The organism is Halorubrum aidingense JCM 13560, from assembly GCF_000336995.1.
GTDB lineage: Archaea > Halobacteriota > Halobacteria > Halobacteriales > Haloferacaceae > Halorubrum > Halorubrum aidingense.
Window position 1 is genome coordinate 212,962 of the sequence record NZ_AOJI01000017.1, and the last position, 23,645, is coordinate 236,606.

A 23,645-nucleotide genomic window follows, 5' to 3' on the forward strand; every position below is an offset into this window, starting at 1 on the left:
ACCGTGAGCGACGAGGAGCCACCGTTCGCTGGGGAAGGGGTGCTTGGAACATCGACTGACAGTGACAAAATCCTACTGCTCGTCCAAGGCCAGCGCAACCAAGACCTGCTCGCAGACCTGCTCAATGACTACGAGGTGGCCGTGGCGGCCCCAGATGCCGACGAACCGCTTCCTGAGTTCGACCTCTGTATCGTCGGCGAAGAGAACTATCGTGCGTTCGCTGACACACTTCGGAGCGAAAAAGAGAACGCAGGGGAACGGTATCTGCCGGTACTCCTACTGGTTGGGGAGCGCGGTGGGCACGAGACCTCTCAGCGGTTACGTGGAGTGGCCGACGATACACTTCATATTCCAGCGCCAGAAGCCGTGGTTAGATCGCGTGTCGAGTCGCTCCTCCGGACCCGTCGCCAGTCACTACAACTTGCGCTGTACCGTCGGGCAATGGACGATTCGACGGCCGGTATCGCCATCGCAGACGCCGACAACGACCAGCCGCTAACCTACGTCAACGATGCGTTCGTGGAGATTTCCGGGTACAACCGCGAGGAGGTTCTCGGTCGAAACTGTCGATTCCTACAGGGCGAGGAAACCGATCCGGAGTCGGTTCAGCGACTCCACGATGCTATCGATGCGGGCGAGACCGTAAGCGTCGAACTTCGAAACTACCGGAAAGATGGTACCGAATTCTGGAATCACCTCGAAATCGCTCCCGTCTACGATCACACAGGGGAGCTCACCCACTACATCGGTTTTCAATCGGATGTCACGGCCCGGCGACAGGCGGAGGAGCGACTACGCGAGGAGACCGAGACGCTCGAACGATTGTTTGAGACGAGTCCCGTCGGCATCACTGTGCTCAATACCGACGGACAGGTTGTCCGGGCGAACGGGGCGGCGGAGGAGGTCCTCGGACTGGAGCGCTCAGACGTGGTCGGCCGCACGTTCGACGAGCCGAGCTGGGAGATCGTCGATGAGAACGGCGAATCGGTCGACAGCGAGGATCTCCCGTTCAGCCGGGTGATGGCAACCGGTGAGACCGTTCGAGGGTACGAACACGGTATCGCCGAGGGCGGCGAGACACGCTGGCTCTCTATCAACGCCGCCCCTCTGAACGACGAGTCGGGTGAGCGAATCAGCGTTATCACGACTATCGAGGACATCACCGAACGGCGAGCGCAGGAGCGTGAACTGGAAAGACTGATCGACCTCCTCGATCAGACGCAGGCTATCGGCGACATCGGCGGCTGGGAAATCGACACCGAGGATGGCAAGGCCGAGTTCACCAAAGGGCTCGCAGAACTGTTTGGTGTCTGGCCACAAACCAAGTTCGACCTTGATGAGGCATTCGGGTTCTACCACCCGGCGGACGAACCGAAGGTCCGTGACGTGTTCGAACGGCTGGTGGCGACCGGTGAGCCACAGGAGATCGACTGTCGGATCCAGACAGCGTCCGGTGAGACTCGTTGGACACACGTCCGAGGGAAACCGCACCAGTCTGAGCCCTCTGTCTACCGAGGTACCGTTCAGGACGTCACCGAGCGCAGGGAGCGCGAGCGGGAACTCAAAGAGACGAAGGAGCTGCTCCAGTCAGTGTTCGACGCCTCACCCATCGGGATACTCGCAGTAGATAAAGATGGCATCACACAGCTCTGGAGTGAGGGGTGTGAGCGCATCTTCGGCTGGTCCGACGAGGAGGCTATCGGTGAGCCGCTTCCGAACATTCAACCGGAGATGCGTGCGGAGTTCGACGAATTACGAAACGAGGTGATTGAGGGCAAAGACCCGGTCATTGGCTATGAAACGGTTCGTCAGCGGAGGGACGGTTCGCTCGTCGACGTGGCACTCACGACAGCTCCGATGCGGGACAGCGACGACGAGATCATCGGCGTGGTGGGTCTGCTTGAGGATATCACCGACAGAAAAGAGCGTCAACAAGAGCTCAAGCGGTACGAACGTATCGTCGAGACAACGAACGACCTGATATACACGCTTGACGAAAATCTGGCATTCACATCGTTCAACACAGCAATGGCTCAGTTTGTGGGACTGCCACAAGACGCCATCACTGGCGAACATCTCTCCACTGCGTTCGGCTATGAATATGCCGATGTGCTAGCGGACGCGGCGACCAAGATCCTCGCCGAAGAGACCACAGAGACGACGGTGGAGACGACGCTCGTTACCCACAGAGGTGAGAAGCGGAAATATCAGACCACAGTCTCCGTCGGTATGTCCGACCAGAAGGTCGAAGAATTGGTTTGTGTCGGGCGTGACATAACCGAGTTACAGGAGCGTGAGCGTCGACTATCCGTGTTCGATCGGGTGCTCCGGCACAACCTCCGGAACAAAATGAACGTCATCCAAGGATGGTCGGACCGGCTTATTGATGGCCCGACTCAGGAGGAGACAGCGGACATCGCCGCCAAGATCCAGGAAGCCAGCGATGAACTGCTCAACCTCTCCAGGCTTGTCAGAGAGTTCGATACTGTATCGGACCCCGCCGCATCCGAACTCATCAAGACCATGGATGTGGCGAGACATATCGAGGAGATCGCCTCGGAGGCGAAGTTGAGTTATCCGACCGCATCTATCTCGGTTGAGACACCGCCAATCGCAGAGGCGGAGGTCCACGAGGCGTTCGAACTAGCGGTGAACGAACTGGTCGACAATGCAGTGAAACACAGCGGGGAGCGGCCGTCGATCCACCTTTCGGTCACGATAGACGACGAGGCGGATGCTGTGGTTGTTCGAGTCGCTGATGACGGACCGGGGATTCCTGACCTCGAACGGCGGTCGATCACTGCTGGCAGGGAATCACCACTCGAGCACACCAACGGACTCGGACTGTGGTTCGTACGGTGGATGGCGACGAACAGCGGTGGCTCGATGCAGATCAAGGATAACGAACCGACGGGGGCAGTCGTTGAACTTCGGTTCTTGCGGCAGTGACGCAAACTCCGTACCACAAACGAATCGGCGGATTGAACTCACGCTGTACTCGCTTACAACTTCCTCGCTTGTCATCGACATCACTGCGTAGAGTTTGTTCCTTGCCAACTGGTTTTGTGGTCTTTATTATGTCACTCTGGGCGAAGACAGCATACGCGCTGTATATTCAGCAGGGCCTTGACAAACCATCCACAACAGAGGATTCCAGCAGAGCCGGAGATCTCGGTGCAGATTCAGGTCATACCCGGTCGATGTGGTCGTAGACGCGTTCGGTTGTTTGGATGCTCGCGTGTCTGAGCCGGTTCCGCACGTCGTAGAATGTGTTCCCATCCTCGACGTTGAGCATCCGATAGGCGACGCTGTGGCGCAGCGTGTGCGGCGTTACGTTTTCCGGGCCTCCACGGCCGGCGACGGTCATCGGACGCACGCCGGCGGCAACAGCGGCGTCTCGAACGACGTTCCGCACGGACTCGGTCGACATCCGGTCGGACTGTCGCGACGGCCACAGCGCGGGTGAGTCCTTCCACCTCCCGCCGAGATACATCCGGAGCGTCCGAACGGTCTCGTCGGCGAGTTCGATCTCGGTGTAGCTCGGAGAGCGGTCGGTTGGGTAGTCCTTCTGGAGTGCAGCTGGGAGCGCGATCACGCCGTCGTCGAGGTCGAGGTGATCGTCGACGTCGAGCGCGATCGCCTCGGCGACCCGCAAGCCAGTGTCGTACAGCGTCGCGATCAGCGCGTCGTTTCGAGCGGCCAGGTACGTCACGCTCGCCTCGACGGTCGCACTTCGCATCTTGTCGACCTGGTCCGGCTTCAACCAGACGGTCGCTTTCTCTTGAGTTTGGGAATCCATAGTTCGGGGTGTTTCGCAGTGTGTTGTTTATAAACGGTACAGCGGAAGGGTGGGGTCAGTTTGGGAGTCTATAGAAAGAATCCCAAACTCGTCTCAGGCGACTTTATTGAAATCCTCTTCTTCAGACACAAAGTAGGATGAAACAGCCGGTCGCTGAAGAGTGCAAGTGTATTGATCTGAGATTCAGTATTTCGGCGAGCCGTATACACCAAAATTTGAAGTATTGATAGGTTGACAACCGCCTATGCCCACCTCAAAAGAGATTCTCGAAAACAAACCTGCAAAGTATTATCAGTTCTTGGCTGAATGCATAAAAGTGGCCGAATATCAAGGAACTATTTCATATGAGGCTATTGGGAATGTCATTTCACAGCCCGCAATCAATACAAGACATTGGGCGGCTGCAGTCTCAAAAGATGTTTCAGAGGGAGGTCATCCTATGCTTAGCGCAGTAATAGTTGGAAAGAACAACGGCGTACCCGGTGATGGATTCTATCAGTTGGCCAGTAATCTTGATCACTTAGACCAAGATCCTGAGTCAATGTCTGAGGATGAAAAAATCAATTTTTGGGAAAACGAACTCAAAAAAGTGTACGAGACTTTCTCTAAATAATATAACTGTACTGAGCGATCCGCGGGTCCCTTGTATTGACCACAACCAAGCAGCACGTATCAGCTACTGAGGGTTTCAACAAGAGCAGCGCTATGTCTGTAGCGCCCTGCACGCGAATCCGGTATTAGGCTACGGAGACCGTTCAAGTAGCGAACCGCAACCGTCAGATGTCAAGATTTTCATGATCTGTCGTAGTCGCGGCGAAAATTGGCTACACAGTAGTAGACTTGTTGAACTCATCCGAGTTTGATAGAAACGGTGTACGAGATACAGAGGGTAAGTCGATCACAACGAATGGTCGCTTCAAACCGGCCGGGCTGGGGAACATACACATATTATCAGACGCTACACAGCGATCCAGCCGAGGTTGATACCCCGGTGGGGTCCGGAACTCGGTATTCTACCGGTATATCAAAAGCAAAAACATAATGACAGCACAACACTAATTATGTCAAATGGTGGTCTGGTTAGCGATTATTATCGTTGTAATTATACTTATTATTATTGCCGCTACAGTATTGTCAATACTATATCTCCCGCTCTTACCCCTTCTTCTTCAGGTATGGGTTCTTGAGATCTTCACAGAACTCAGCATGACAGGGGTACTACCTGCCGTTAACCTTTTTATTTTCAGCATTTTTATACTCCGATTTGATTTAAATTCAAAAGATAACATAAAATGGGGGGAAGCAGGTTGGTTAATGATCGGTCTTGTTATCATATTTTTAGGTGGAGTTATCTTTGGATCTGTCTGGGAAAAACTTCAGTTGGCGCAACAATATCATGTGGAGAATACTGCTGCTTTAATCGGTAGTTCATGTCGCAGAACTGTGACATCCTGCTTGGTCGGAGATGATATTTCCCCTTATTCTGGACAATTAATACCTGCGATTATAGGAGTCGGTTTCTGGTACTTTGGGGTGTGGACTATTCGGAGGGTGATTATTTCAGAGTAAGATCATCAGCAATACGTAATGGTGAAGTCTGAAAGAGCATCACACCACGAATCCGTACTGAAATCACTCTCTATATTCAGTAGAACGCTGAGAACATATCGCTTGCTGAGGATTTCAACAGAGCCATTTTTTTGTATCACCACAAAATGACAGACATGGACAAGAATGAACTGACAAAGAAGCTCTTAGAAGAATTTACTGACGCCAATCAATCTGAGGCAGAGCAGATCAGCGGTAAGGCAGCTAAATATGTTGATAAAAAAGGAGAATCTGAGTTTACAAAAAAGATGCGAGATCCGGAGTATGTCCCGGCAGTTCTACAAAATAACACTTCTCCCTCACTGCCTCTGATATCGCGGTGGAATCAGTGGATTGGCCAATTCACAGGGGAGTATTCGTATCAAATCGATTGATACCCATACTGAATACGCGCTGTGTATTCGGCACGTCCGTGAAAACGCATCACATTGTTAAAGTACTAACAGAACCGCTCTCGGCCATCTTTTCGCGCTCAACATACCAGTCATGGCGGTCAAGTACATTCTGTACTGTCCCGAGCGGGACCTCAACTGCTTCCGCGATCTCCCGTCGACTCTTTCCGTTTCGATCGTGGCGGAATATCTCGAGGACTGTGTTGAAGTCATCGCCAGGCACTTGGTAGTGCCCGGCGTCGTCGTAGGTCATCCCGAACCGTGGTCGGCCGTGGTCGTATCCTTGCTCTTTCCGCCGATCGATCGCTCTCCGAGACTTCTCGATCTCCTCTTCTTTTGTATCGCGTTCGATCCGACGCTTCAGATCGAACGTGAGATCATCTTCGTTGACGTCGCCGACGTAGACGATCTCAGCGTCACCCTGCGTGGCGGCGTACTGAATCACAGAAAAGTACTCGTCGCGGCAGATACGGCGGTCGTCCCACGCCACGAGATGCGAGTACTCGCCGGCTTCGAGTTCGCCGACGCGCTCCTGAACGCGCTCGTTCTGGTCAAGGAGGCCCGCCGGATCGTCCCGGGTCATCGTCGAGAAGCCAGTATGGATCCCAAGGTCGAGGACCTCAACCTCGCCGGCGACCTCCTCTGCGAGACCTCGGACGAGTTCACGTTGCTCTGCGAGCCCGATGTCCTCATCATCACCCTTCGACTTCCGGATCCACGCAAGTGCTCTACTCATCGACGACTGTCACCTCCAAGGAGCTCCCGGATTTGACCTTCCAGTCGAGCCTCTTTCCGTCGAGGTCCATCGCCTCGGCGAGCCCCTTCGGTACGGTGACCTTGTACTGCCCGTTCGCCCCCTGACTGACTCTCGTTTTCGCCATCTCTGTATAGGTCTATAGTTAGGCCTAAACTTAGGTCTAATGCAAGTGTTCAGATAACCCCCGTTTCTTGAACGCCAAGCTAATTCCTACTGAGTTCAGGTTTGGCAAGAGTACCAGAACTAGTGGAACGAGCCCAAACGCTCTGGGCGTTCATCGGCCGCTGTGCTGTCACCGTCCATTTCAATATCAAGCTCGTTTCTCAGGTGGTCGAATATGTTCCTGCTCCGATTTACAACATCATTTACTACTGTGCGATACTCTTTGAGAGAGAAGCCATCTTCGTATGGATATATTGGTTCGTGCACAGCGACTCCATCAAACAACTCCACCTGCCCGGATTCATACGTTAGCAGACTTGCCCTTCCGTCGAAATTGAAAAAATCGTCAAAGTCTCTTGCAACCTCCTCCGCATCTTCTATGTGGGGTAAACCAGCCTCATCAAACTGATCTAAGTTCTGATGTCTCCGTTCAACGACTACAGATAAGTATTCTGTAGAAGTAGGTGCGGCTATAACTACGTAGTCGACGCCGTTCTGAATAGTAATCGAGATCTCGCCGTTGTTCTCAATTTCATTTACAGAGTGGATGATCGAATCCCCATTGGCAATTGCCGCGGCACAGACACTCCCAAATGCCTCGTAGTGTTCGCGCATTGACTCAAGATACGCTCTTTACTGACTTAAATCCGAATCCAAAAGTCAGTAGATTATATTTTACTTCTCAAACGCTATATCGGTACATCGTCGTCGCGGATCTTCTCGATGTCATGCTCGTCGAGGAACGCGCGGTACGGCCGTTTTCGCGTGCTATCGAGATCTTGGAGGTTGCTCCGGTGTTCGCGTTTGACGTGGAACTTGAACGCCTTCGGCGTCGACTCCACGTCAGCCGAGATCTCTGCTCCGCAATCAGTACACGTGAACGTTCGATCGTCGCTCATATCTAGAATTTATTCTCAAATGCCACCGATCTCAAGTGTCGGATCCGTCGCTCTGTAGTACGTCTCTCCATCCTGTTCATACGACTCGACGAGCCCCATTCGGATCAGATCCTCTAGTGCTTGCTCAAACTCGTCCTCTGACAGTTTCTCAGACTCCATATGTGAGGACTTCTCGACAACAACTTAGGATCGAGCCATACCCGTAGCGAAAGTAAAAATAGATCCCGTCTGTGACTCCTCCCCGACTGTATCACCCCACGCCTAGATGAACCCCGTCGGTGTGTTACTCACCCGTCATCGTGTTCTCCTGAGATATCTGTGAACTGTGCTATGCGCTCGGCAGCGATCCCACAGAGCAACCCGATCAACGCCGTCGTCGAGACGACACCCGGATGCTCTGGATAGATCACCAGCGGGACGATCGCTCCTGACGCCATGAACGCAACGCCGACCCACGTCGCCGGGTGCGTGAGCTGTCGGTAGGCTACCGAGCGTTCACTCGCCATCGTAGACCTCCGGCTCTAGACGCTTTCGTACGTCACACAGGCGCTGCCAGGCGGCGACCGAGATCTCTGCTCCCCGGAAGAGCCCGTACATCAACCCGGCTGTTCCGATGTAGAACGTCGCGATGAACGGATACACCGCGAGCAGCGGCGTGAGCCGAACTCGACCGTAGGCCGTCCGCTGCCGCCACTCGCTCCGCAAGTGCGCGACATCGCAGCCTACGCCGTCCACGATGGCGGCAAACGCGTTCCAGAGCTCCTCACTCGCCACCTGGATCACCTCCATCGGTGAAGGCTGCGAGGTTGGTTTCGTTCTCATCGAGGAGCCGCTCCGGCTCGTTGACGGTGATACCGACGCGGCGCTGCGCGAGAGCCACGTAGTCCGGGTTTAGATCGATCCCTACGAACCGGCGCCCCATGCGCTTCGCGACGAGTGCAGTTGTCCCGGCGCCGGCAAACGGATCGAGCACGATCCCCGGCTCGGTGTAGTCGCCGACGGTCGGGCAGTCACAAGCCTGTTTCCAACCGGTTCGCTCTCGGGCGCCGGTCGAGAACTCCCTCGTATACGCGCCAAGAACTTCACGTGCCTCCCGGGTGAGTTCAGCTTTCTCCTCGTCTACCTTCCCGTATCCCCCGTCAGAGTGGTGATTTGAAACGTACTCATCGTGAAGGCCGACATCGCGGGCCGCCTCCAGGTGTTTGAGGTCGAGGTCGGACTGTTCGTAGAGTTCAAGCGCACGAGCCTTTTTGTCCCGGTTGTTCGGGTTGGCGAGGAGATCAGGCTCGCTCACAGTGTGGTCGTACGGCGTCCCGCACACGGCGCAGACCTTCGGCGGGCACGACGACTTGAGAGGTATCTCACACAGCTCTGGCGGGTAGACTGCGAAATGCGCCTCAGGGAACGATTTGATCGGCACTTCAAGAACATCACCCGGATTCTTCCCGTTCGGATGAAGGAACTGATCCGGATTTAGAGTCTGGTCGTTTCCGGGGAACGGCCGCTCCGTGTTGTCGTTTCGACCAGTCCGGTTAAGCGAACTGTCGGCATGTGACTCTCGGATCGTGTCGAGATCGAACCAGTAGTCGCGTTGGGGCGTTAGTTGAAAGACGAACTCCTTGTGCTCGTGGAGCCGATCTTTTACCGGGTGAGGCATCGGATTCGGTTTCGACCAGACGGCATCCGATCGGACGATCCAGCCAGCATTCTGAAGTTCGATCGCGACCCGATGCGGGGCGAGCGTCTTCTGTTTCTGGATAAACGAGTCGCCGAGATTCAGCCACCAGCTTCCATCCTCTCGGAGAACGCGCCGGAGTTCGCCGCCGACGGCGACGAGCGTCTCGACGAATTCCTCTAGGGAATCTTCGAGCCCGATCTGCCCGTCAACACCGTAGTCGCGGAGCCCGTAGTAGGGCGGCGAGGTCATCACACAGTGAACCGACGACTCCGGCATCTCGCGGAGCGTCTCGACTACGTCGCCCTGGTGGATGTCGTTGACCCACCGATCGATTCCTCCGTCGCATTGATCGTTGGCGTCGCGATCCGCGTTACTCATGCTCTCACCTGCTTTTTCCAGCCAGCACCGGCGCTGCCTGTTCCGTCGTGCCCACAGTCGGGGCATTCGTCGGGGAGCTTCCGGCTCACTCCGTAGAACGTCCGATGACAGCTGTAGCAGGCAACGAGTTCACTCATTGTGATCCCCCATCTTCTCGATCTGCTCAGCAACTGGTTTGAACTCCCAGCTGCCGATCGACCCGCCGTACAGGTCCCCGTACGAATCCGCCACCGAGGTCGCCGTCGCCCGCTCCGACCGGCCCGTATGGTCCGGATCGTGACGCTGTCGACAGCGCTCGCGTTCCCGGTCCTGCACCAACTGCAGGAGTAGCGCGTTCTGTAGCTCGATCGCTTCCGCGATCCGTTCTAGATTCTCGTCGTTCATTGGTGACCCCGCTCAGACCTCGATCGGCTCTCCGTCGCACTCTTGTCTCGCACACTCCAGGCACCGCTCGCCGGCGAACCCCGATGACGTCGCGAGTAGCTCTGCCGGTTCTCCACACCCGGAACAGGCGTCGCCGTCCGTGACGCCGCCTGTGTGCTGTCGGCGCTCGCGCTTCTCGTCTTCCGCCCACGCTCGCACCTGCTGCTGGGTGATCGACGCATGTTCACCGTGGTCGACCGGCTCGATGTTCTCCGCTCGGTTGTCCCACTTGATCCCGTTGCGGTGGTGCACGTCCTTCCCGCCGAGATCGTCAAGCACCGACTCGATCGGCTCGTCGAGCGAGTAGCACTCGACGACCGCGAGCAACCGGTGGTGCGCGACGTACACGTCTTCGCGACCGGCCGTCGCCGTGTGTGGCCGGTGCTCCGTCGACCGCCACCGCTCGTAGCCCGCTCCGCTTCCGTCGCCGGGCTTCGCGTGTTCGAACCGAGCGAACGGCTGTACGCGGTTCTCACCGAGGTGGTAGTTTCGCACACCGTCATCACCTCTTCTGAATCCGGGGCGCCAGCAGTACCGTCACGTGGCCGAAGCCGTCCGCGAACTCGTAGTGCATCTGGATGGGGTGTTCCTCGGAGAACTCAACCTGAAGGTCCGTGTCCGCGCTCAGCGGCTTCAGCAGCCCCTTGTACTTGGTCCCCTTCTTCGAGCCGCCGACTAGATACGCGAGCGAGTACATCGACGTAGCGTCTGAGTCGAAGTTCGCCTCAGGCAGCTCGTCGGGACCGAGGACCGTCTCGATCTTGTCGGTGTCTCCGTTACCGCTCACGACCAGCTCCTTGTCGTCGACGGCCGCCTCGAACTCGACGTGGTCGCTGACAAGTTCCGCGTTCTCGACGGAGTCTCTGAACACCCCGGCATTGACCGTGAAATCTACGCTGTGGTCGAGATCCGGAATGTCGGGCTCGTCGCGGATCGCGTCGGGATCGATCCCGGCCATCTCCACCTCGACGTTCGTGTGTTCGATGGAGATCGACCGCGTCTCCGGCTGGTACGACAGCGTCACCGGGTCCGCCCCGCTCGCACCGTCGATATAGTCGTCGAGCCGCTGCAGGTTCAGCCCAATCGGGAACATCCCGTCGCCGACCGATTCGAACGCTCCGGGCTCGACCTCCAGCTCGACCATGCCGACGTTCGCCGGGTCGACCGCCGCGACCGCCAGCCCGTCGTAGCCGATCCGGAAGATCGCCTCGTCGACGACCGTCAGCATCTGGTCGATCACCTGCTGGAGCACTTCCGCGCGGACGATCACCGTCATCCCCTCCACCGTTTCTGTTACCGCGCTTTCGTCCTCCCCAGCTTCCGTGTCCGCGGCTGCCATTACGCACCACCCCCGACGCCGTCAGCCGTGTCGTCGAAGTCGGTACCGTCGTCGATTTCGGTGGTGTCGTCACTCATGGTCGTCGCAGTCGCGAACCGCTCGGTCGTTCTCTCGATGCTCTTCGGCACGCCGCTCAGCGTCTGCTCCAGCTCCTCGGCGGAGATCCCCGCCGGCGCCTCCACGACGATCNGGTCGTTCTCTCGATGCTCTTCGGCACGCCGCTCAGCGTCTGCTCCAGCTCCTCGGCGGAGATCCCCGCCGGCGCCTCCACGACGATCGAAACGTCACCGCGCTCAACACTCGCCAGCGCACGATCGCCAACGACGTCGACGTCAAGCACCGTCGGATGCTCTGTCGCCGCTGTCTCCGGCGTCTTTCTCGTGGCAGCCCCGCCGTCCGTTGCGACCCGCTCCAGACCCGTCTCGACAAGTCTGTGAGGTGGACAGCGATTCTCTGCTCCTGTGCGGTGACGATCAGTCATCGGCCACCCCCAGAGAGAATCCGCCTTCGCTGCCGGGCTTGTGGATCGTCGCCNATTCTCTGCTCCTGTGCGGTGACGATCAGTCATCGGCCACCCCCAGAGAGAATCCGCCTTCGCTGCCGGGCTTGTGGATCGTCGCCTTGTCGTCGCCCTCGCCAGCGGTGAACAGGAGGTTGTCTCCGTGTTCTACCCCCCACTCCATCGCCAACGCCTTGGGAATCGTTACGGTGAAGCTGCCATCACCCTCCTGGATCTGCCGCCCTTGGGCGAGGAACCCGGTAATTCCGCCATCCTTGTAGCCGTGTGACTTACTCATAGTCACTCACCCCCGCAGAGCGATTTTTCGGTGGTACAGCCGTTGTAGCGACACTTTGCACAGAACCGGAGCCCGCCGTTGCTTCCATCGCACGTAGGGCACTCGCAGTCGCGTGATGCGTGCCGCCCGCGGGAGTCCTGTCGACTGCCGTCGGTAGCGTCTGAACCGGTGCTCGTAGCCGCAGGAGCCGATGTCGCTCGACTCATGCTTCCCTCCAGTACTCGACCTCGTGGCTCGCGTTCATCGCGTCGTGATCCCACGGCGAGTCGTCGCCGACCTCCAGCAGCAGCGTCTCCGTCTCCTTGCACGTGATACATGTGCAGTACAGCACTCGACGCTCGTCGACGTCGACCTCGTAGGGCTCGGGCTCGGAGGAACCGCGCTTATCGACGTTCTCAGCGGCGCCGACGACGCGCTCGCTACTCATTACGAGTCACCTCCGTACCGGCTGCAGCCAGTTCATCGAGACGCTCGCGCGCCTCCCCGCCGTCCGTCGCGGCCTTCCGCGCCGGCGCGTCGGGCTCGGTGTCGACGCTGATCGGCTCGCCGTCGAGCGCGCCGACGATGATCCACACGTCGTGGATCCCCTGGTGGAGTCGGATCACGTCTGCCGCCTTCAGCGGCTTCACCACCATCCGCCGAATCGCGCCGGTCTGAATGTTCAGGTGGTTCGCGAGCACCGACTCCGCCGTCTCCAGTTCGATCCGCCCGCCGATGCCCGTCCACTCGACGAGCTTCCGATGCCCTTCGCGGGCCTTCAGCGGGATCTCGCCGTCGGCGCTCTCGCTCGCGTCGTCGCCGTTGACGTACGCCTCCGAGACCGCGAAGCGAATCGCGTCCGCCAGCGACCCGTGCTCCTCTTCGGCTTCGGCAAGCGCTTTGAGCCGCGCGTCGTCGCGGATCGTCGCCTTCGCGACTCGCGAGTCACTCATCGAGCATCACCTCCTTCGCCTCGCGAACGCGGCTCAACTCTTCCTCCGAACCTCCGTGGTCGGGGTGAACCTCCATCAACCGCTCGCGGTAAGCGACCCGGATCTCTCCTTCTGAGGCATCGGACGTGACGCCGAGCACCTTGTAGGCCGGTTCTGCCGCGCTACTCGTCGCGACGGCGTCTCCGCCGGTCTCGTCTCCCGGTGGGAGACGCGCAGCCGCGAACTCCGTATCACCCGTCTCAACGGGGCGCTGGCTCCGCATCCGCGTCTCGTGGACCCACTTCAGGACGTACCGGACGTTGTCGCGGAGCCGCGGCGACGCGTCGCACGCCACCGCGAACTGCTCCTCGTCGTCGGTCCACCGCAACACGAAGCCCGGATCGTCCGGATTCGCGTTGTGCAGCGGCAGCCCGTTCGACTTCGTGTGAGCGTTCCCGATCTCGCCGCGCCAGTGGTCGACACCCATCCGGTCCATCTCGGTCGCAAGCTCGGACGTCGTCGATCCAAGCGTCGCCTCGAAGCTCCGGTTTCGCTCGCGCTCCGGCTCCGGCGTCCGCTCGAAGCCCGCCGGCCAGTCGAGACGGCTCATGCCGCCACCCCGCTACGCCTGCGAGCACGGCCACGGTCGCATAATGCGCGGCAGCGCGCGCGCCGCCTGCTGTTCGCGCTCACACACTCGGGTGCGTCACGTGGACACCGATTCTTGGACACCCCCGTACCTTCGTACGACTTCGCAGATTCGGAACGAGAGCGGTCAGAAGCACCGATAACCGCCGAATCGGTGTCGTACGACGGGGTTGCTGATCCGTACGACTTGTACACTCCACCTGTTCCACGCGAAACAGTCGAAACAGAGGTCATCGTTCGACACCTCCGTCAGCCGCGACGGGCTGGTCGGGTTCGACGTCGACGCGATCTCGTTCGACGTCGTCGACCGAGAGCCACCACGGTGGCGAAGTGTGGACCCGACTCGCGTCGAGGTCGGTCACGGCCAGATTGTCACGGCTCCATTTCCACCAGAGCAGTGCGACGTGAGCGCACCAGCCGCGGAATCGGTAGCCGTCGCACTCGCACTCGGCGACGAGCTCGCCCTCGTAGAGCGCGAACAGCACACGGTGCTTCGAGAGGCTGTCTTCATCGACGTAGCTGAGCAGCACGTCGAACTCGGCCGGATTCACCGGGCCGACCGCCGACGGCGCTGCCTGTGCGCGCTGCCAGCTGGAGGACATAGTCCACCCGCTCGGGAACTGAAGGCGATCTGGCTCTCCGAGCCGGTTCGCGATCTGCTTGCGGTGTTCCTCGACGGAAGTCTCGGCGCTCATGGCGGCGAGCACCTCCGAACGAACCGCCCCGATCGACCCGCTTCCGGGTCCTCGATGTGCGTCTCGACGGCGTCACGCACCGCCTGCTCACCGCACCGAATCTTCTCGATCCACTCGTCTTCATCGAACCGGGTGTTCACCGAGTAGTAGTGCGACTCACTGTCGACGGTCTCGCGGACGTATCCGCTCCAGCCGGCCGTGTCCTGCCAGAGTCGCAGCTCACCGTCGTCGTTGAACAGGTCGTCGATCTCCAGAGTCCGCTTCTCAACGACGGTCGCGACCGCGCGGTTGTCGTCGAGGTCGACCTCCAGATCGGTCTGGCGATCGACGCTCATGCCGCCACCTCCGAGCTAATCGCTGATCGGCCGAAAAATACAAATAGAGGGTCTCTATCCTTTATTAACGGAGCGGGCCGGGCGCGATTTGAACACGCGACCGACGGATTAAGAGTCCGTCGCTCTCCCTAACTGAGCTACCGGCCCTCACTGAGTCGTACCGCTGTCCCCCTAAAAGACCTTTTCATTCGACGGCGCGAAAACGCGCGGTGCACCGGTAACGTCTCGACGGAAACGAGAGACGGGGCGCCCAGGTGGGGGTGCTGCTCGACAGCATGGGAAACCGTTAATAACTCACGCAGAGAACCACGTGTCGTATGTCAGACAAGCAAATCAGCGACCGTCTCGACCGCCGGACGCTCCTCCGGGGAGCAGCCGCCGCCGGCGTCGTCGGGATCGCAGGTTGTTCAGACAACGGTGGAAACGGCGGAGACGACGGGTCCGGCGACGACGGATCGGGTGACGACGGGTCCGGCGACGACGGCTCCGGCGACGACGGGAGCAACGGCGGCGAAGAGGACATCATCCGCTGGCACGCGGGCGGGACCGGCGGGACCTACTTCCCGCTCTCCGGCGAGTTCGAGGGCATTATCGAGAACAACACGGACTTCCCCGTTGAGGTCTCCTCAACCGGCGCATCCGTCGAGAACGTCGGCAGTCTCGGCAGCGGCGACGCCGACTTCGCGATGATACAGAACGACATCGCCTATTTCGCCGCCAACGGCGAGGGGCTCGAGGCCTTCGAGGGGTCCCCCATCGAGAACCTCCGCGGCGTCGCCACCCTCTACCCCGAGACGATCCACGTACTCCTCAATCCCGACGCCGACGTGAGCTCGCTTTCTGACTTGGAGGGCATGCGTGTCAACACCGGTGACCTCGGCAGCGGGACGCAGGTCAACGCCCTCCAGATCCTCGAATCCGCCGGTGGACTCACCACCGACGACTTCGACGAGCAGAACACGGACTTCACGCAGGCGGCCAACCAGCTCAGCGACGGCGACGTCGACGCGGCGTTCGTCGTCGGCGGCTGGCCGGTCGGTGCGATCGAGGAACTCGCGACGTCCACCGACATCGAGATCCTCAACATGTCCGACGAGGAACGTCAGGCCGCCCGCGACGACGCATCCTGGTTCGCGGACGACACGATCCCCGCAGGCACCTACGGGGGAATCGAGGAGGACGTCAACACGGTCTCCGTCCAGGCGATGATCGCGACCCGCGAGGAGTTCTCTGCCGACACCGTTGAGGCGGTCACCGAGGCCATCTTCGACAACCTCGACCAGTTGAGCATCAAGACGGACTTCATCACCGTCGACTCCGCGCAGGACGGGATGTCCATCGATCTGCACGAAGGCGCGGCCCGCTACTTCGAATAACGTGACCCTTCGGTCGCGAGGTCGACGTATCCGCGGCGGAGTCGCCCTCGTTGCCGCCCTCGCAGTCTTGATTTCGATCGCTTTCGCGGTCGGCGCTGCCGACACGGTTGCCGGCGAGCAAACGCTCGTCGTGACCGACGAAAACGGCACGGAGCTGTTGACGACTCCTGTCAGCGACGAGACGGAGATCGTCATCGAGTACACACACAGCGTCGAGAAGACGCTCGTCCGCGACGTGTACGTCCCCGACGGCGAGGTGTTGGTTATGACGCGGATGGAGTTCAGCTCGTTTGGCGCCGGCCTCCCCGCGAGAGCAGAGGTGACGGTCAGCGACGGTCGGTACGTATATGAGCCTCCATCCGATGAGTATTCGACACTGCATCTCAAGACTGGCGACGTCGCCGACCACGACCTGATCGTCGGCGGCGAGCGGTACGACATCGCGGCGATGAGCGACAACGGCGCGGTCGAGTTGACGGTCGAGCGGCGGTTGCGAACGCGGCTGTAACGACTCGCCGCCGACCGAACCACGACGGTATACATCGGAGGATGACACAACTGTGACGACGAACACACCAGACGCCGACGAACCGGACGCAGAGAGCGACGTATCCGACCAAGTGTTCGAGGAAATCGACAACCGACGATCGCTGACGGGCTGGCCGCTCGTCGCCGTCGCGGCCGTCGGGATCACCTTCTCAGCGTTCCAGCTATGGCTCGGCGCGCGTGGCTTCGTCTTTGAGTTCACTATCCCCGGCGTCGACACGATCCGACTCGGATCGCTGTCGTCGCTACAGATCCGTGCGATCCACGTTAACTTCGCGCTCGTAATGGCGTTCCTGTTGTTCCCCGGTTCGTCTGGCACGGGTACGATCACCGGACGGATCGCGGCCGCTCCGCAGACGTTTCGGGACCGGATCGGTGAGTCACCGCTGACGCGGGTCGCCGAGGGGCTCCGCCGCGGGGTATGGTGGTTCTTCGTCGACGAGGACTCCACGCGCATCGCACCGTCCGATCTCGTGTTGATTTTGCTGTCGACGTTCCCCACGATCTACTACCTCACCCGCTTCGACGAGGTCACCAACGTGATCCGGGTGCTCGGACTCAACGGCGCCGGGACTCTCGGCGAGGTCTACCCGTGGCTCGCACCGCTAGAGGTCGGGCCGCTCGCGGAGTACACGTTCGCGTACCTGATGGGGGTGCTCGCGATCCTCCTCGTGTTGGAGGCGACCCGGCGGGCGCTCGGGCTGCTTCTCACCCTGCTCGTGAGCCTCTTTCTGTTGTACGCGAAGTACGGCTACCTCCTCCCGCGCGACCTCCCGGTCGCACGGACCTTCGCCACGTCACAGCTCCGTTGGGGACAGATCGTCCAGAACCTCTGGTATACCGTCGAGGGGATTCTCGGCGTGCCGGTAGGCGTCTCCGTCCGATTCATCTACATTTTCATCCTCTTCGGCGCGTTCCTCGAAATGTCGGGCGCGGGCAAGTGGTTCATCGACCTCGCGTACTCGATCACCGGGACTCGAAAGGGGGGTCCGGCGAAGGCGAGCGTCGTCGCCTCCGGATTCATGGGCATGCTGTCCGGCTCGTCGGTCGCGAACACCGTCACCACGGGCGCGCTGACGATCCCGCTGATGAAACGCTCCGGCTACTCGCCGGAGTTCTCGGGCGCGGTGGAGTCGTCGGTCTCCTCGGGCGGGCAGATCCTCCCGCCGGTGATGGGCGCGGCCGCGTTCCTCATCGTCGAGTACACCGGGACGCCGTTCGCGGACGTCGTCATCGCCGCGACGCTCCCCGCCATCGCCTTCTTCTTCGGGATGTGGGTGATGGTTCACTTCGAGGCCGCAAAGCGCGGCATCGGGGGGTTGGACCGTTCTGAACTGCTCGACATGGGGCCGCACATGCGGCGCGGTTGGTTCTACCTCGTCCCGCTCGGGCTCCTCTTGTACTACCTCGTGATCGCGCGGCTGTCGGTCGGTCGGGCCGGGTGGCTCACGATCGCCGCGACGGTGGCGCTCATCGCGGCGGTGGCGGCGTACAACGAGCGAACCGGACCGTACCTCGTCGGCGCGATCAGCGCGGGGTACGCGCTCTTTGCCGTCTCGCAGTTCACTGTGGGTGCAACACCGATCGAACTTCTGTACGGCGCCGAAGCCGCCGATGTCGGCGCTCTCGGATCCCTTCGTCAAGCGGCCGCCTCGCTTCCCACCATCGTGACCGCGATCAGCGTCGCCTTCCTACTCGCGGACCCGAGCGGCGACGCCCCGCTCCTCGATCTCGACGACGACGTCAAAAGCGCAGCCGTGTGGTTCGACCAACGAGCCGGCAGCGAGATCGCGTCGTCGCGGGCGGGACAGTTCGGGGCGTTCATCCTCAAGGCGATGGACGGCGGTGCGAGGACCGCGACGATCGTCGTCGTCGCCGTCGCCGCGGCCGGGATCATCCCGGGGGTTATCGGTATCACCGGGCTCGGCGGTAGCCTCAGGGCGCTCATCATCAGCGTGAGCGGTGGGTCGCTCGTGCTGCTTCTCATCTTGGCTGGTCTCGCGGCCGTGATCGTCGGGATGGGCATGCCGACGACGGTGATGTACATCATCATCGTCGTCCTGCTCGGCCCGGTGCTTCCGGAGTTCGGTATCGCGATCCTCGCGGTCCACCTGTTCGTGTTGTACCTCGGGCTGATGGCCGACGTGACGCCGCCGGTGATGGTCGCGGCGTACGCGGCGGCCGGGATCGCCAAGTCGGACCCGTTCGACACCGGTAAGCAGGCGTTCCTGCTCTCGCTGAACAAGATCCTCGTCCCGTTCGCGTTCGTGTTCTCGCCCGGGATCCTCCTGATCCGCACGCGAGACGGGGAAGGGTCGATCTTGACGGCCGCCGACGCCGCCGACCTGGGCTACTTCCTTCCTGAGGTGATCGCACCGATCGTCGCGACGTTCCTGGGCGTGTACGGGCTCGGGGTCGCGATAATCGGGTACTACCACACGGACGTCTCACCGGTCTCGCGGGGGTCCCTGATCGCCGCCGCCATCCTGCTTTCGGTGCCCGGGATGGTGCTGTTACCGCTCGGGACGGCGCTCGGGTTCGTCGGCATCGACGTGCTGTTGTACACGATCTCGAACGAACTGATCGCCCGCGGAATCGGCGCGGCGATGCTGCTCGTCGGGCTGGTTCGGAATCGCCGGAGGGCGAGCACCGAGCCGACCGCGGCGCCGGCCGATACCACGGGTACGGCGAGCGACTCCGACGCGAGCACGCAGTAGCTCGTCGTTCCCGCGGTTCCGCTCTCGCTGTGCTGTTTCTCCCGTTCCGTTCTTCGGTACCTCGTCGGACGCCGAGAGCGCACCCGTTAAGTGGCGTCCCGCGGAAATCAGGGTCAATGAGTAGTGGGGCATCCGGATCCGCACGGACGCGATATGCGATCCTCGGCTGCGGCAGCGTGGGACACGCCGTCGCTGAGGAGTTGACGGGTCGCGGCAAGGACGTGCTCATCCTCGACCGCGACGAGAGCCGCGTGGAGGCACTCCGCGATCAGGACCTCAACGCCCGCGTCCAGGACATCGCCGAACCGGACGTCGTCGACGAACTCGTCGATCGAGACATCGTGTTGATCCTCGCGAGCGACGTCGAAGCGAACAAGGCGGCCGTCTCGGCGGTGCGCGACACCGGCGGCGACCACTACGTCGTCGTTCGCGCGTCGGACCCCGTCAGCGAGGACGAACTCCGCGACCGCGGGGCCGACGTCGTGATCAATCCCTCGACGGTGATCGCCGACAGCGCGCTCCAGTCGCTCGAAACCGGCGAGCTGGAGTACATGGCGCGCCAGCTCGCGGAGATCATCGAGCAGGGAGGCGGTCGGATGGCGATCCTGACCCACGACAATCCGGAGCCCGACTCCATCGCGTCGGCGACGGCGTTGCAGGCGATCGCGGACGCGTTCGGCGTCGAGGCCGATATCCTCTACTCCGGTGACGTGGGCCATCAGGAGAACCGCGCGTTCGTCAACCTGCTCGGCATCGATCTGCTCTCGCGGGCGGACGCGCCGGCGCTCTCGGAGTACCAGACGGTCGCGGCCGTCGACCTCGCGAAGTCCGCCGAGGACGGCTTCGACTTCGACGTCGAGATCGATATCTACATTGACCACTTGGAGGCGGACGTTCCGTTCGACGCGCGGTTCGTCGACGTGCGGACCAACGTCTCCTCGACGTCGACGATCCTGACGAAGTATCTCCAGGAGTTCGACCAGTCGCCGACGGAGGCGGTCGCGACCGCGCTCTTGTACGGGATCCGCGCCGAGACGCTCGATTTCAAACGCGATACGACGCCAGCGGACCTGACGGCGGCCGCGTACCTCCATCCATTCGCGAACCACGACACCCTCGAACAGGTGGAGTCGCCGTCGATGAGCCCGGAGACCCTCGACGTGCTCGCGGAGGCGATCCAGAACCGCGAGGTACAGGGGAGTCACCTCTTCTCGACGGCCGGGTTCATCCGTGACCGCGAGGCGCTCGCGCAGGCGGCCCAGCACCTGCTCAACTTGGAGGGGATCACGACGACCGCGGTGTTAGGAATCGCCGACGACACGATCTACCTCGCGGCCCGCTCGAAAGACATCCGGCTGAACATCGGCAACGTCCTCCACGAGGCGTTCTCGGAGATGGGCGACGCGGCCGGCCACTCGACGCAGGGGTCGCTGGAGATTCCGCTCGGCATCTTCACCGGGATCGAAGCGAGCGGCGACAACCGCGACACGCTGTTGCACCTCACGGAGGAAGCCGTTCGCCGGAAGCTGTTCGACGCGCTCGGCGTCGAAGGCGGGACGAGCGAGAGCGGAAACGGGTCGTAGCGACACCGACCGCGCGGGAAGCCACCGACCGCCGGATCGATTTTACCCGTCCGACCCCTGACCGCGATACGCGCGCCGGCGCGCATCGCATGTACGTTCCAGCCGATCCCCCGGAAGCCTGTCCCGCCTGCGGCGCCCCCTACGAGTCGGTATCCCGTCACGCCGACGGGTTCGTCGTCAACCTCCTCGACAACGACCGGTACCGCCGAGTGTGTTTCGTCCCTGCGGGCGACGGCGACGAGCCCGCGCTCGACTGCTACCACCATATGCACCGACAGGTCTCGGGAGGGACCGACGGCTCGGCGGACGAAGCGGTCGAACGGGGACGGCGAGGGCGAGCGGGAACGACGAGGGTGAGCGGGAACGACGAGGGTGAGTGGGAACGACGAGGGTGAGCGGGAACGACGCGGCTGAAAGGCGTGCCGGCGTGAAACGCGAGTAGCCGAGTTAGAACTCGTCGCCCTCGGTGATCGAGGTGTAGGAACCGATCAGCGCACCGGACAGGTCGACGCCGCCCAGGGTGACTCCCTCGTCGATCACGGAGTTACGGATCTCCGAGTCGGAGATCGTCGCGTTCGGGAAGACGACGGTCCGTTCGAGCGTCGAGTCGGTGACCGTCGCGCCCGACATGACGTGGACCACGTCGCCCAGCTTGGAGTTCTCGACCGTCGCGTCGTCAGCGACGAGCGTGCCGCCGTCGAGGGCGTACTCGACCGCGTCGAGGTAGCTCTCGGCGGTGCCGATGTCGAACCACGCGCCGTCGAACGTGAACGCGTGGACCGCTCCGCGCTGTTGGAGCCACTGGAGGAACCAGCCGGGCTCGTCCGGGTTGTTCCCGTCCGAGAGGTAGGTTTCGAGGTCAGGGAGCGTCTCCGCCGGGAACGCGTAACACGCGATGGAGACGAGCGTGGTCTTCGGGTCGTCGGGCTTCTCTTGGAAGTCGATGACTTCGTCGCCGTCGAGGTCGACGAGCCCGTAGGACTTGGCGCGCTCGCGGTCGCCGACGTCGTAGGCCGCCAGCGTGGGCGTCCCCTTCGCCTCGAAGAAGTCGGCGAACTCGCTCAGATCGAAGCTGATCAGGTTGTCGCCGGCGACGACGATGAGGTCGTCGTCGACACCCTCGCGCTCGACGAGTTGGGCGAGCGCGCCGACGACGCCGAACTTCTCGTCTTCCTCGACGGTCTCTTCGACCGACAGGGTCGGTTTCTCGAACTCGCTCTCGGCGAGGTAGTCGGCGAACGTCTCGGCGAAGCGCTCGTTCGTCGAGACGAACACCTCGTCGACGCGGTCGTCCGCCTCGAAGTCCTCGAAGATCTCGTCGATGACGGTGTTCTCGCCGACCGGGAGAAACATCTTCGGTCGGGTTTCGGTGATCGGCCAGAGTCTGGTCGCGTAGCCACCCGCGAGTACGACGGCTTTCATATGCGTCTCGTCTCGTGCCGGTGTGATACCTCTTGTGCTCGTGTCAACGCTCGAAAGCGGAATCGGGGGCGTGGTCGGTCACTCGCTCAGCCGGTCGGTGTCGATACTGACTCCGGGCGGGACCACGACGAGAAAGCCGCGGAAGTGCATCAGCTCGCCGCCCATGTCTTTGACCTCGCGGGCGAATCCCGCGGCGAGCTCGTTGAGATCGCCGTCGATGGACAACACGAGCGTGTTGCCGTAGTCGACGCTGCGGATCCACTCTTCCGGCTCGGTCGTCCCGTCGAGGACGCCGAGGACGACGTCGCCGGCGGCCGCGAACGCCTCGTCCATCTGCGCTTCGGCGTCCCGCAGGTCGAGGTCCCAGTCGCTCATACCTCACGGTCGCGAGGCGACGGCAAAAACGTTCGGTCGGCGCGACGGTCGGTCGAGTTCCGTCGCGGCCGTCGCGGTGTCGTTAAGTGCGTTCCCGACGGATCCCGCGCATGGAGCACACGCGACGGTCCCTGCTCGCGGGCGCGGCTGCCGCCGGCGTCGTCGGCGCGGCCGGCTGTCTCGGCGGCGGAAGCGGCGACGGAAACGGCGACGGAAACGGCGCCGAAACGCAACTCGACACGGGCGAGTACGACTGCGACCTCGAGGAGCCGACCGACGCCGACCTCGACTACCGGCCCGTCATCGGCGATCCCGAGGCCGACGTCGTCGTCCGCGCGTTCGAAGACTTCACCTGCGGACACTGCGCGACGTACAAGCTCGACCACTTCCCGACGATCCGCGAGGAGTACATCGACACCGGTGCCGTGCGGTACGAGCACTGGGACTTCCCGATTCCGGTCAACGAGACGTGGGCCGTCCCCGTCGCCAGCGCGGCACGCGGCGTCGGGGCGCGCGAGGGCGACGAGGCCTTCTTCGAGTTCGCGTCGGCCGCCTACGAGTCGCAGGGCAGCTACGGCGGCGAGGCGATCGGTGCCGCCGCGGAGGCGGCCGGTGCCGACCCCTGTGCCGCGATCGCCGACGCGCAGTTCGCGGCCTACGAGGAGGCGTCGATGAGCGACAGGAGCGAGGGCGAGTCGATGGGGGTCTCCGGGACGCCGACGATATTCGTGGACGGCAGCCCCGTCGAGGAGGGGTACGCCGCGGAGTCGGTCATGGCCGCGATCGACGAAGCCTTATAAACGAT

29 protein-coding genes, 1 tRNA gene and 2 pseudogenes are annotated in these 23,645 nt (G+C 61.4%); 10 read left to right on the plus strand and 22 right to left on the minus strand.

What is annotated here, in order from left to right:
• Positions 1–3: 3 nt before the first annotated feature.
• Positions 4–2,949, plus strand: coding sequence for a PAS domain S-box protein (locus C461_RS04320; protein WP_007998980.1), 2,946 nt, complete (start codon positions 4–6; stop codon positions 2,947–2,949).
• Between the two features lie 238 nt (positions 2,950–3,187).
• Here the strand turns inward: C461_RS04320 and C461_RS04325 are convergent, their stop codons facing one another.
• On the minus strand, positions 3,188–3,799 hold the full coding sequence (locus C461_RS04325) for a tyrosine-type recombinase/integrase (protein ID WP_007998981.1): 612 nt from the start codon (positions 3,797–3,799) through the stop codon (positions 3,188–3,190).
• Between the two features lie 244 nt (positions 3,800–4,043).
• Between C461_RS04325 and C461_RS15330 the strand changes: the two genes are divergently transcribed.
• The 3 genes from C461_RS15330 (at position 4,044) to C461_RS15340 (ending at position 5,781) form a co-directional block, all read left to right on the plus strand.
• A complete protein-coding gene (locus C461_RS15330; protein ID WP_152418316.1) occupies positions 4,044–4,412 on the plus strand; it encodes a hypothetical protein in 369 nt (122 codons plus the stop codon).
• A gap of 455 nt (positions 4,413–4,867) precedes the next feature.
• A complete protein-coding gene (locus tag C461_RS15335) occupies positions 4,868–5,368 on the plus strand; it encodes a hypothetical protein (protein WP_152418317.1) in 501 nt (166 codons plus the stop codon).
• A 155-nt stretch (positions 5,369–5,523) separates the two neighbouring features.
• Complete coding sequence (locus tag C461_RS15340) at positions 5,524–5,781, plus strand: hypothetical protein (protein ID WP_152418318.1); 258 nt, start codon at positions 5,524–5,526, stop codon at positions 5,779–5,781.
• Positions 5,782–5,830: 49 nt separating this feature from the next.
• Here C461_RS15340 and C461_RS04330 read toward each other — a convergent pair whose 3' ends face one another.
• The 19 genes from C461_RS04330 to C461_RS04410 all read right to left on the minus strand — a co-directional run bounded on the left by C461_RS04330 (position 5,831) and on the right by C461_RS04410 (position 14,968).
• Positions 5,831–6,535, minus strand: a complete 705-nt coding sequence (locus tag C461_RS04330) for a recombinase family protein (protein ID WP_007998982.1) — start codon at positions 6,533–6,535, stop codon at positions 5,831–5,833.
• Complete coding sequence (locus C461_RS15785; RefSeq protein ID WP_007998983.1) at positions 6,528–6,680, minus strand: hypothetical protein; 153 nt, start codon at positions 6,678–6,680, stop codon at positions 6,528–6,530. The genes C461_RS04330 and C461_RS15785 overlap by 8 nt, the downstream gene beginning before the upstream one ends.
• 119 nt (positions 6,681–6,799) lie before the next feature.
• Positions 6,800–7,333, minus strand: coding sequence for a hypothetical protein (locus C461_RS15345; RefSeq protein WP_152418319.1), 534 nt, complete (start codon positions 7,331–7,333; stop codon positions 6,800–6,802).
• A gap of 74 nt (positions 7,334–7,407) precedes the next feature.
• Positions 7,408–7,617: a hypothetical protein gene (locus C461_RS04340; protein ID WP_007998984.1), complete on the minus strand. Its 210-nt coding sequence runs from the start codon at positions 7,615–7,617 to the stop codon at positions 7,408–7,410.
• A gap of 15 nt (positions 7,618–7,632) precedes the next feature.
• On the minus strand, positions 7,633–7,776 hold the full coding sequence (locus tag C461_RS15790) for a hypothetical protein (protein WP_007998985.1): 144 nt from the start codon (positions 7,774–7,776) through the stop codon (positions 7,633–7,635).
• Between the two features lie 128 nt (positions 7,777–7,904).
• The gene (locus C461_RS04345) at positions 7,905–8,123 is read right to left on the minus strand and encodes a hypothetical protein (RefSeq protein ID WP_007998986.1); all 219 of its coding nucleotides are present in this window, start codon (positions 8,121–8,123) and stop codon (positions 7,905–7,907) included.
• Positions 8,113–8,391: a hypothetical protein gene (locus C461_RS04350; protein WP_239639085.1), complete on the minus strand. Its 279-nt coding sequence runs from the start codon at positions 8,389–8,391 to the stop codon at positions 8,113–8,115. The genes C461_RS04345 and C461_RS04350 overlap by 11 nt, the downstream gene beginning before the upstream one ends.
• On the minus strand, positions 8,381–9,673 hold the full coding sequence (locus C461_RS04355; RefSeq protein WP_007998988.1) for a DNA-methyltransferase: 1,293 nt from the start codon (positions 9,671–9,673) through the stop codon (positions 8,381–8,383). The genes C461_RS04350 and C461_RS04355 overlap by 11 nt, the downstream gene beginning before the upstream one ends.
• A 129-nt stretch (positions 9,674–9,802) precedes the next feature.
• Positions 9,803–10,057 (minus strand): hypothetical protein, encoded by a 255-nt coding sequence (locus C461_RS04360; RefSeq protein ID WP_007998991.1) that lies wholly within the window; start codon positions 10,055–10,057, stop codon positions 9,803–9,805.
• Between the two features lie 12 nt (positions 10,058–10,069).
• A complete protein-coding gene (locus C461_RS04365; RefSeq protein WP_007998992.1) occupies positions 10,070–10,591 on the minus strand; it encodes an HNH endonuclease in 522 nt (173 codons plus the stop codon).
• Positions 10,592–10,598: 7 nt separating this feature from the next.
• Complete coding sequence (locus C461_RS04370; protein WP_049906295.1) at positions 10,599–11,435, minus strand: DNA polymerase; 837 nt, start codon at positions 11,433–11,435, stop codon at positions 10,599–10,601.
• Positions 11,435–11,617: a hypothetical protein gene (locus C461_RS04375; RefSeq protein ID WP_007998994.1), complete on the minus strand. Its 183-nt coding sequence runs from the start codon at positions 11,615–11,617 to the stop codon at positions 11,435–11,437. The genes C461_RS04370 and C461_RS04375 overlap by 1 nt, the downstream gene beginning before the upstream one ends.
• Before the next feature lie 378 nt (positions 11,618–11,995).
• Positions 11,996–12,232: an AbrB/MazE/SpoVT family DNA-binding domain-containing protein gene (locus C461_RS04380; RefSeq protein ID WP_007998995.1), complete on the minus strand. Its 237-nt coding sequence runs from the start codon at positions 12,230–12,232 to the stop codon at positions 11,996–11,998.
• 202 nt (positions 12,233–12,434) lie between these two features.
• Positions 12,435–12,659 (minus strand): hypothetical protein, encoded by a 225-nt coding sequence (locus C461_RS04385; protein ID WP_007998996.1) that lies wholly within the window; start codon positions 12,657–12,659, stop codon positions 12,435–12,437.
• Positions 12,652–13,164 carry a hypothetical protein gene (locus C461_RS04390; RefSeq protein WP_007998997.1) on the minus strand — a complete coding sequence of 171 codons (513 nt, stop codon included), beginning with the start codon at positions 13,162–13,164 and terminating at the stop codon, positions 12,652–12,654. Before C461_RS04390 ends, C461_RS04385 begins: the two co-directional genes overlap by 8 nt.
• Positions 13,157–13,753, minus strand: a complete 597-nt coding sequence (locus C461_RS04395; RefSeq protein WP_007998998.1) for a J domain-containing protein — start codon at positions 13,751–13,753, stop codon at positions 13,157–13,159. Before C461_RS04395 ends, C461_RS04390 begins: the two co-directional genes overlap by 8 nt.
• Before the next feature lie 268 nt (positions 13,754–14,021).
• Positions 14,022–14,486 carry a hypothetical protein gene (locus C461_RS04400; RefSeq protein ID WP_239639086.1) on the minus strand — a complete coding sequence of 155 codons (465 nt, stop codon included), beginning with the start codon at positions 14,484–14,486 and terminating at the stop codon, positions 14,022–14,024.
• A complete protein-coding gene (locus C461_RS04405) occupies positions 14,483–14,821 on the minus strand; it encodes a hypothetical protein (protein WP_007999001.1) in 339 nt (112 codons plus the stop codon). The genes C461_RS04400 and C461_RS04405 overlap by 4 nt, the downstream gene beginning before the upstream one ends.
• A 73-nt stretch (positions 14,822–14,894) precedes the next feature.
• Positions 14,895–14,968 (minus strand) — tRNA-Lys (locus C461_RS04410).
• Between the two features lie 170 nt (positions 14,969–15,138).
• On the opposite strand from C461_RS04410, the gene C461_RS04415 reads away from it, so the two are divergent.
• The 5 genes and pseudogenes from C461_RS04415 to C461_RS04435 all read left to right on the plus strand — a co-directional run.
• Positions 15,139–16,197, plus strand: a complete 1,059-nt coding sequence (locus C461_RS04415) for a TAXI family TRAP transporter solute-binding subunit (RefSeq protein WP_007999003.1) — start codon at positions 15,139–15,141, stop codon at positions 16,195–16,197.
• Between the two features lie 28 nt (positions 16,198–16,225).
• Positions 16,226–16,705 (plus strand): DUF1850 domain-containing protein, encoded by a 480-nt coding sequence (locus tag C461_RS04420; RefSeq protein ID WP_152418349.1) that lies wholly within the window; start codon positions 16,226–16,228, stop codon positions 16,703–16,705.
• Between the two features lie 52 nt (positions 16,706–16,757).
• A complete protein-coding gene (locus C461_RS04425) occupies positions 16,758–19,460 on the plus strand; it encodes a TRAP transporter permease (protein WP_007999005.1) in 2,703 nt (900 codons plus the stop codon).
• Between the two features lie 116 nt (positions 19,461–19,576).
• Positions 19,577–21,043, plus strand: a complete 1,467-nt coding sequence (locus C461_RS04430; protein ID WP_007999006.1) for a DHH family phosphoesterase — start codon at positions 19,577–19,579, stop codon at positions 21,041–21,043.
• A gap of 89 nt (positions 21,044–21,132) precedes the next feature.
• Positions 21,133–21,339, plus strand: a pseudogene (locus C461_RS04435) (hypothetical protein); the annotation flags it as partial.
• A 151-nt stretch (positions 21,340–21,490) separates the two neighbouring features.
• On the opposite strand, the gene C461_RS04440 reads toward C461_RS04435, so the two are convergent.
• Positions 21,491–22,465, minus strand: coding sequence for a sugar phosphate nucleotidyltransferase (locus C461_RS04440; RefSeq protein ID WP_007999008.1), 975 nt, complete (start codon positions 22,463–22,465; stop codon positions 21,491–21,493).
• 81 nt (positions 22,466–22,546) lie between these two features.
• Positions 22,547–22,840, minus strand: a pseudogene (locus C461_RS04445) (DUF5779 family protein); the annotation flags it as partial.
• Between the two features lie 110 nt (positions 22,841–22,950).
• Between C461_RS04445 and C461_RS04450 the strand changes: the two are divergent.
• Positions 22,951–23,640 (plus strand): thioredoxin domain-containing protein, encoded by a 690-nt coding sequence (locus tag C461_RS04450; RefSeq protein ID WP_007999011.1) that lies wholly within the window; start codon positions 22,951–22,953, stop codon positions 23,638–23,640.
• Positions 23,641–23,645 lie beyond the last annotated feature (5 nt).

Coding starts and splice junctions, on each gene's coding strand:
- C461_RS04400 (WP_239639086.1), bottom strand. CDS start 14,486: ATGAGCGCCGAGACTTCCGTCGAGGAACACCGCAAGCAGATCGCGAAC.
- C461_RS04385 (WP_007998996.1), bottom strand. CDS start 12,659: ATGAGTAGCGAGCGCGTCGTCGGCGCCGCTGAGAACGTCGATAAGCGC.
- C461_RS04330 (WP_007998982.1), bottom strand. CDS start 6,535: ATGAGTAGAGCACTTGCGTGGATCCGGAAGTCGAAGGGTGATGATGAG.
- C461_RS04380 (WP_007998995.1), bottom strand. CDS start 12,232: ATGAGTAAGTCACACGGCTACAAGGATGGCGGAATTACCGGGTTCCTC.
- C461_RS04360 (WP_007998991.1), bottom strand. CDS start 10,057: ATGAACGACGAGAATCTAGAACGGATCGCGGAAGCGATCGAGCTACAG.
- C461_RS15340 (WP_152418318.1), top strand. CDS start 5,524: ATGGACAAGAATGAACTGACAAAGAAGCTCTTAGAAGAATTTACTGAC.
- C461_RS04345 (WP_007998986.1), bottom strand. CDS start 8,123: ATGGCGAGTGAACGCTCGGTAGCCTACCGACAGCTCACGCACCCGGCG.
- C461_RS04355 (WP_007998988.1), bottom strand. CDS start 9,673: ATGAGTAACGCGGATCGCGACGCCAACGATCAATGCGACGGAGGAATC.
- C461_RS04415 (WP_007999003.1), top strand. CDS start 15,139: ATGTCAGACAAGCAAATCAGCGACCGTCTCGACCGCCGGACGCTCCTC.
- C461_RS04440 (WP_007999008.1), bottom strand. CDS start 22,465: ATGAAAGCCGTCGTACTCGCGGGTGGCTACGCGACCAGACTCTGGCCG.
- C461_RS15785 (WP_007998983.1), bottom strand. CDS start 6,680: ATGGCGAAAACGAGAGTCAGTCAGGGGGCGAACGGGCAGTACAAGGTC.
- C461_RS04430 (WP_007999006.1), top strand. CDS start 19,577: ATGAGTAGTGGGGCATCCGGATCCGCACGGACGCGATATGCGATCCTC.
- C461_RS04390 (WP_007998997.1), bottom strand. CDS start 13,164: ATGAGTGACTCGCGAGTCGCGAAGGCGACGATCCGCGACGACGCGCGG.
- C461_RS04395 (WP_007998998.1), bottom strand. CDS start 13,753: ATGAGCCGTCTCGACTGGCCGGCGGGCTTCGAGCGGACGCCGGAGCCG.
- C461_RS04450 (WP_007999011.1), top strand. CDS start 22,951: ATGGAGCACACGCGACGGTCCCTGCTCGCGGGCGCGGCTGCCGCCGGC.
- C461_RS04370 (WP_049906295.1), bottom strand. CDS start 11,435: ATGGCAGCCGCGGACACGGAAGCTGGGGAGGACGAAAGCGCGGTAACA.
- C461_RS04325 (WP_007998981.1), bottom strand. CDS start 3,799: ATGGATTCCCAAACTCAAGAGAAAGCGACCGTCTGGTTGAAGCCGGAC.
- C461_RS15330 (WP_152418316.1), top strand. CDS start 4,044: ATGCCCACCTCAAAAGAGATTCTCGAAAACAAACCTGCAAAGTATTAT.
- C461_RS04405 (WP_007999001.1), bottom strand. CDS start 14,821: ATGAGCGTCGATCGCCAGACCGATCTGGAGGTCGACCTCGACGACAAC.
- C461_RS04340 (WP_007998984.1), bottom strand. CDS start 7,617: ATGAGCGACGATCGAACGTTCACGTGTACTGATTGCGGAGCAGAGATC.
- C461_RS15335 (WP_152418317.1), top strand. CDS start 4,868: ATGGTGGTCTGGTTAGCGATTATTATCGTTGTAATTATACTTATTATT.
- C461_RS15345 (WP_152418319.1), bottom strand. CDS start 7,333: ATGCGCGAACACTACGAGGCATTTGGGAGTGTCTGTGCCGCGGCAATT.
- C461_RS15790 (WP_007998985.1), bottom strand. CDS start 7,776: ATGGAGTCTGAGAAACTGTCAGAGGACGAGTTTGAGCAAGCACTAGAG.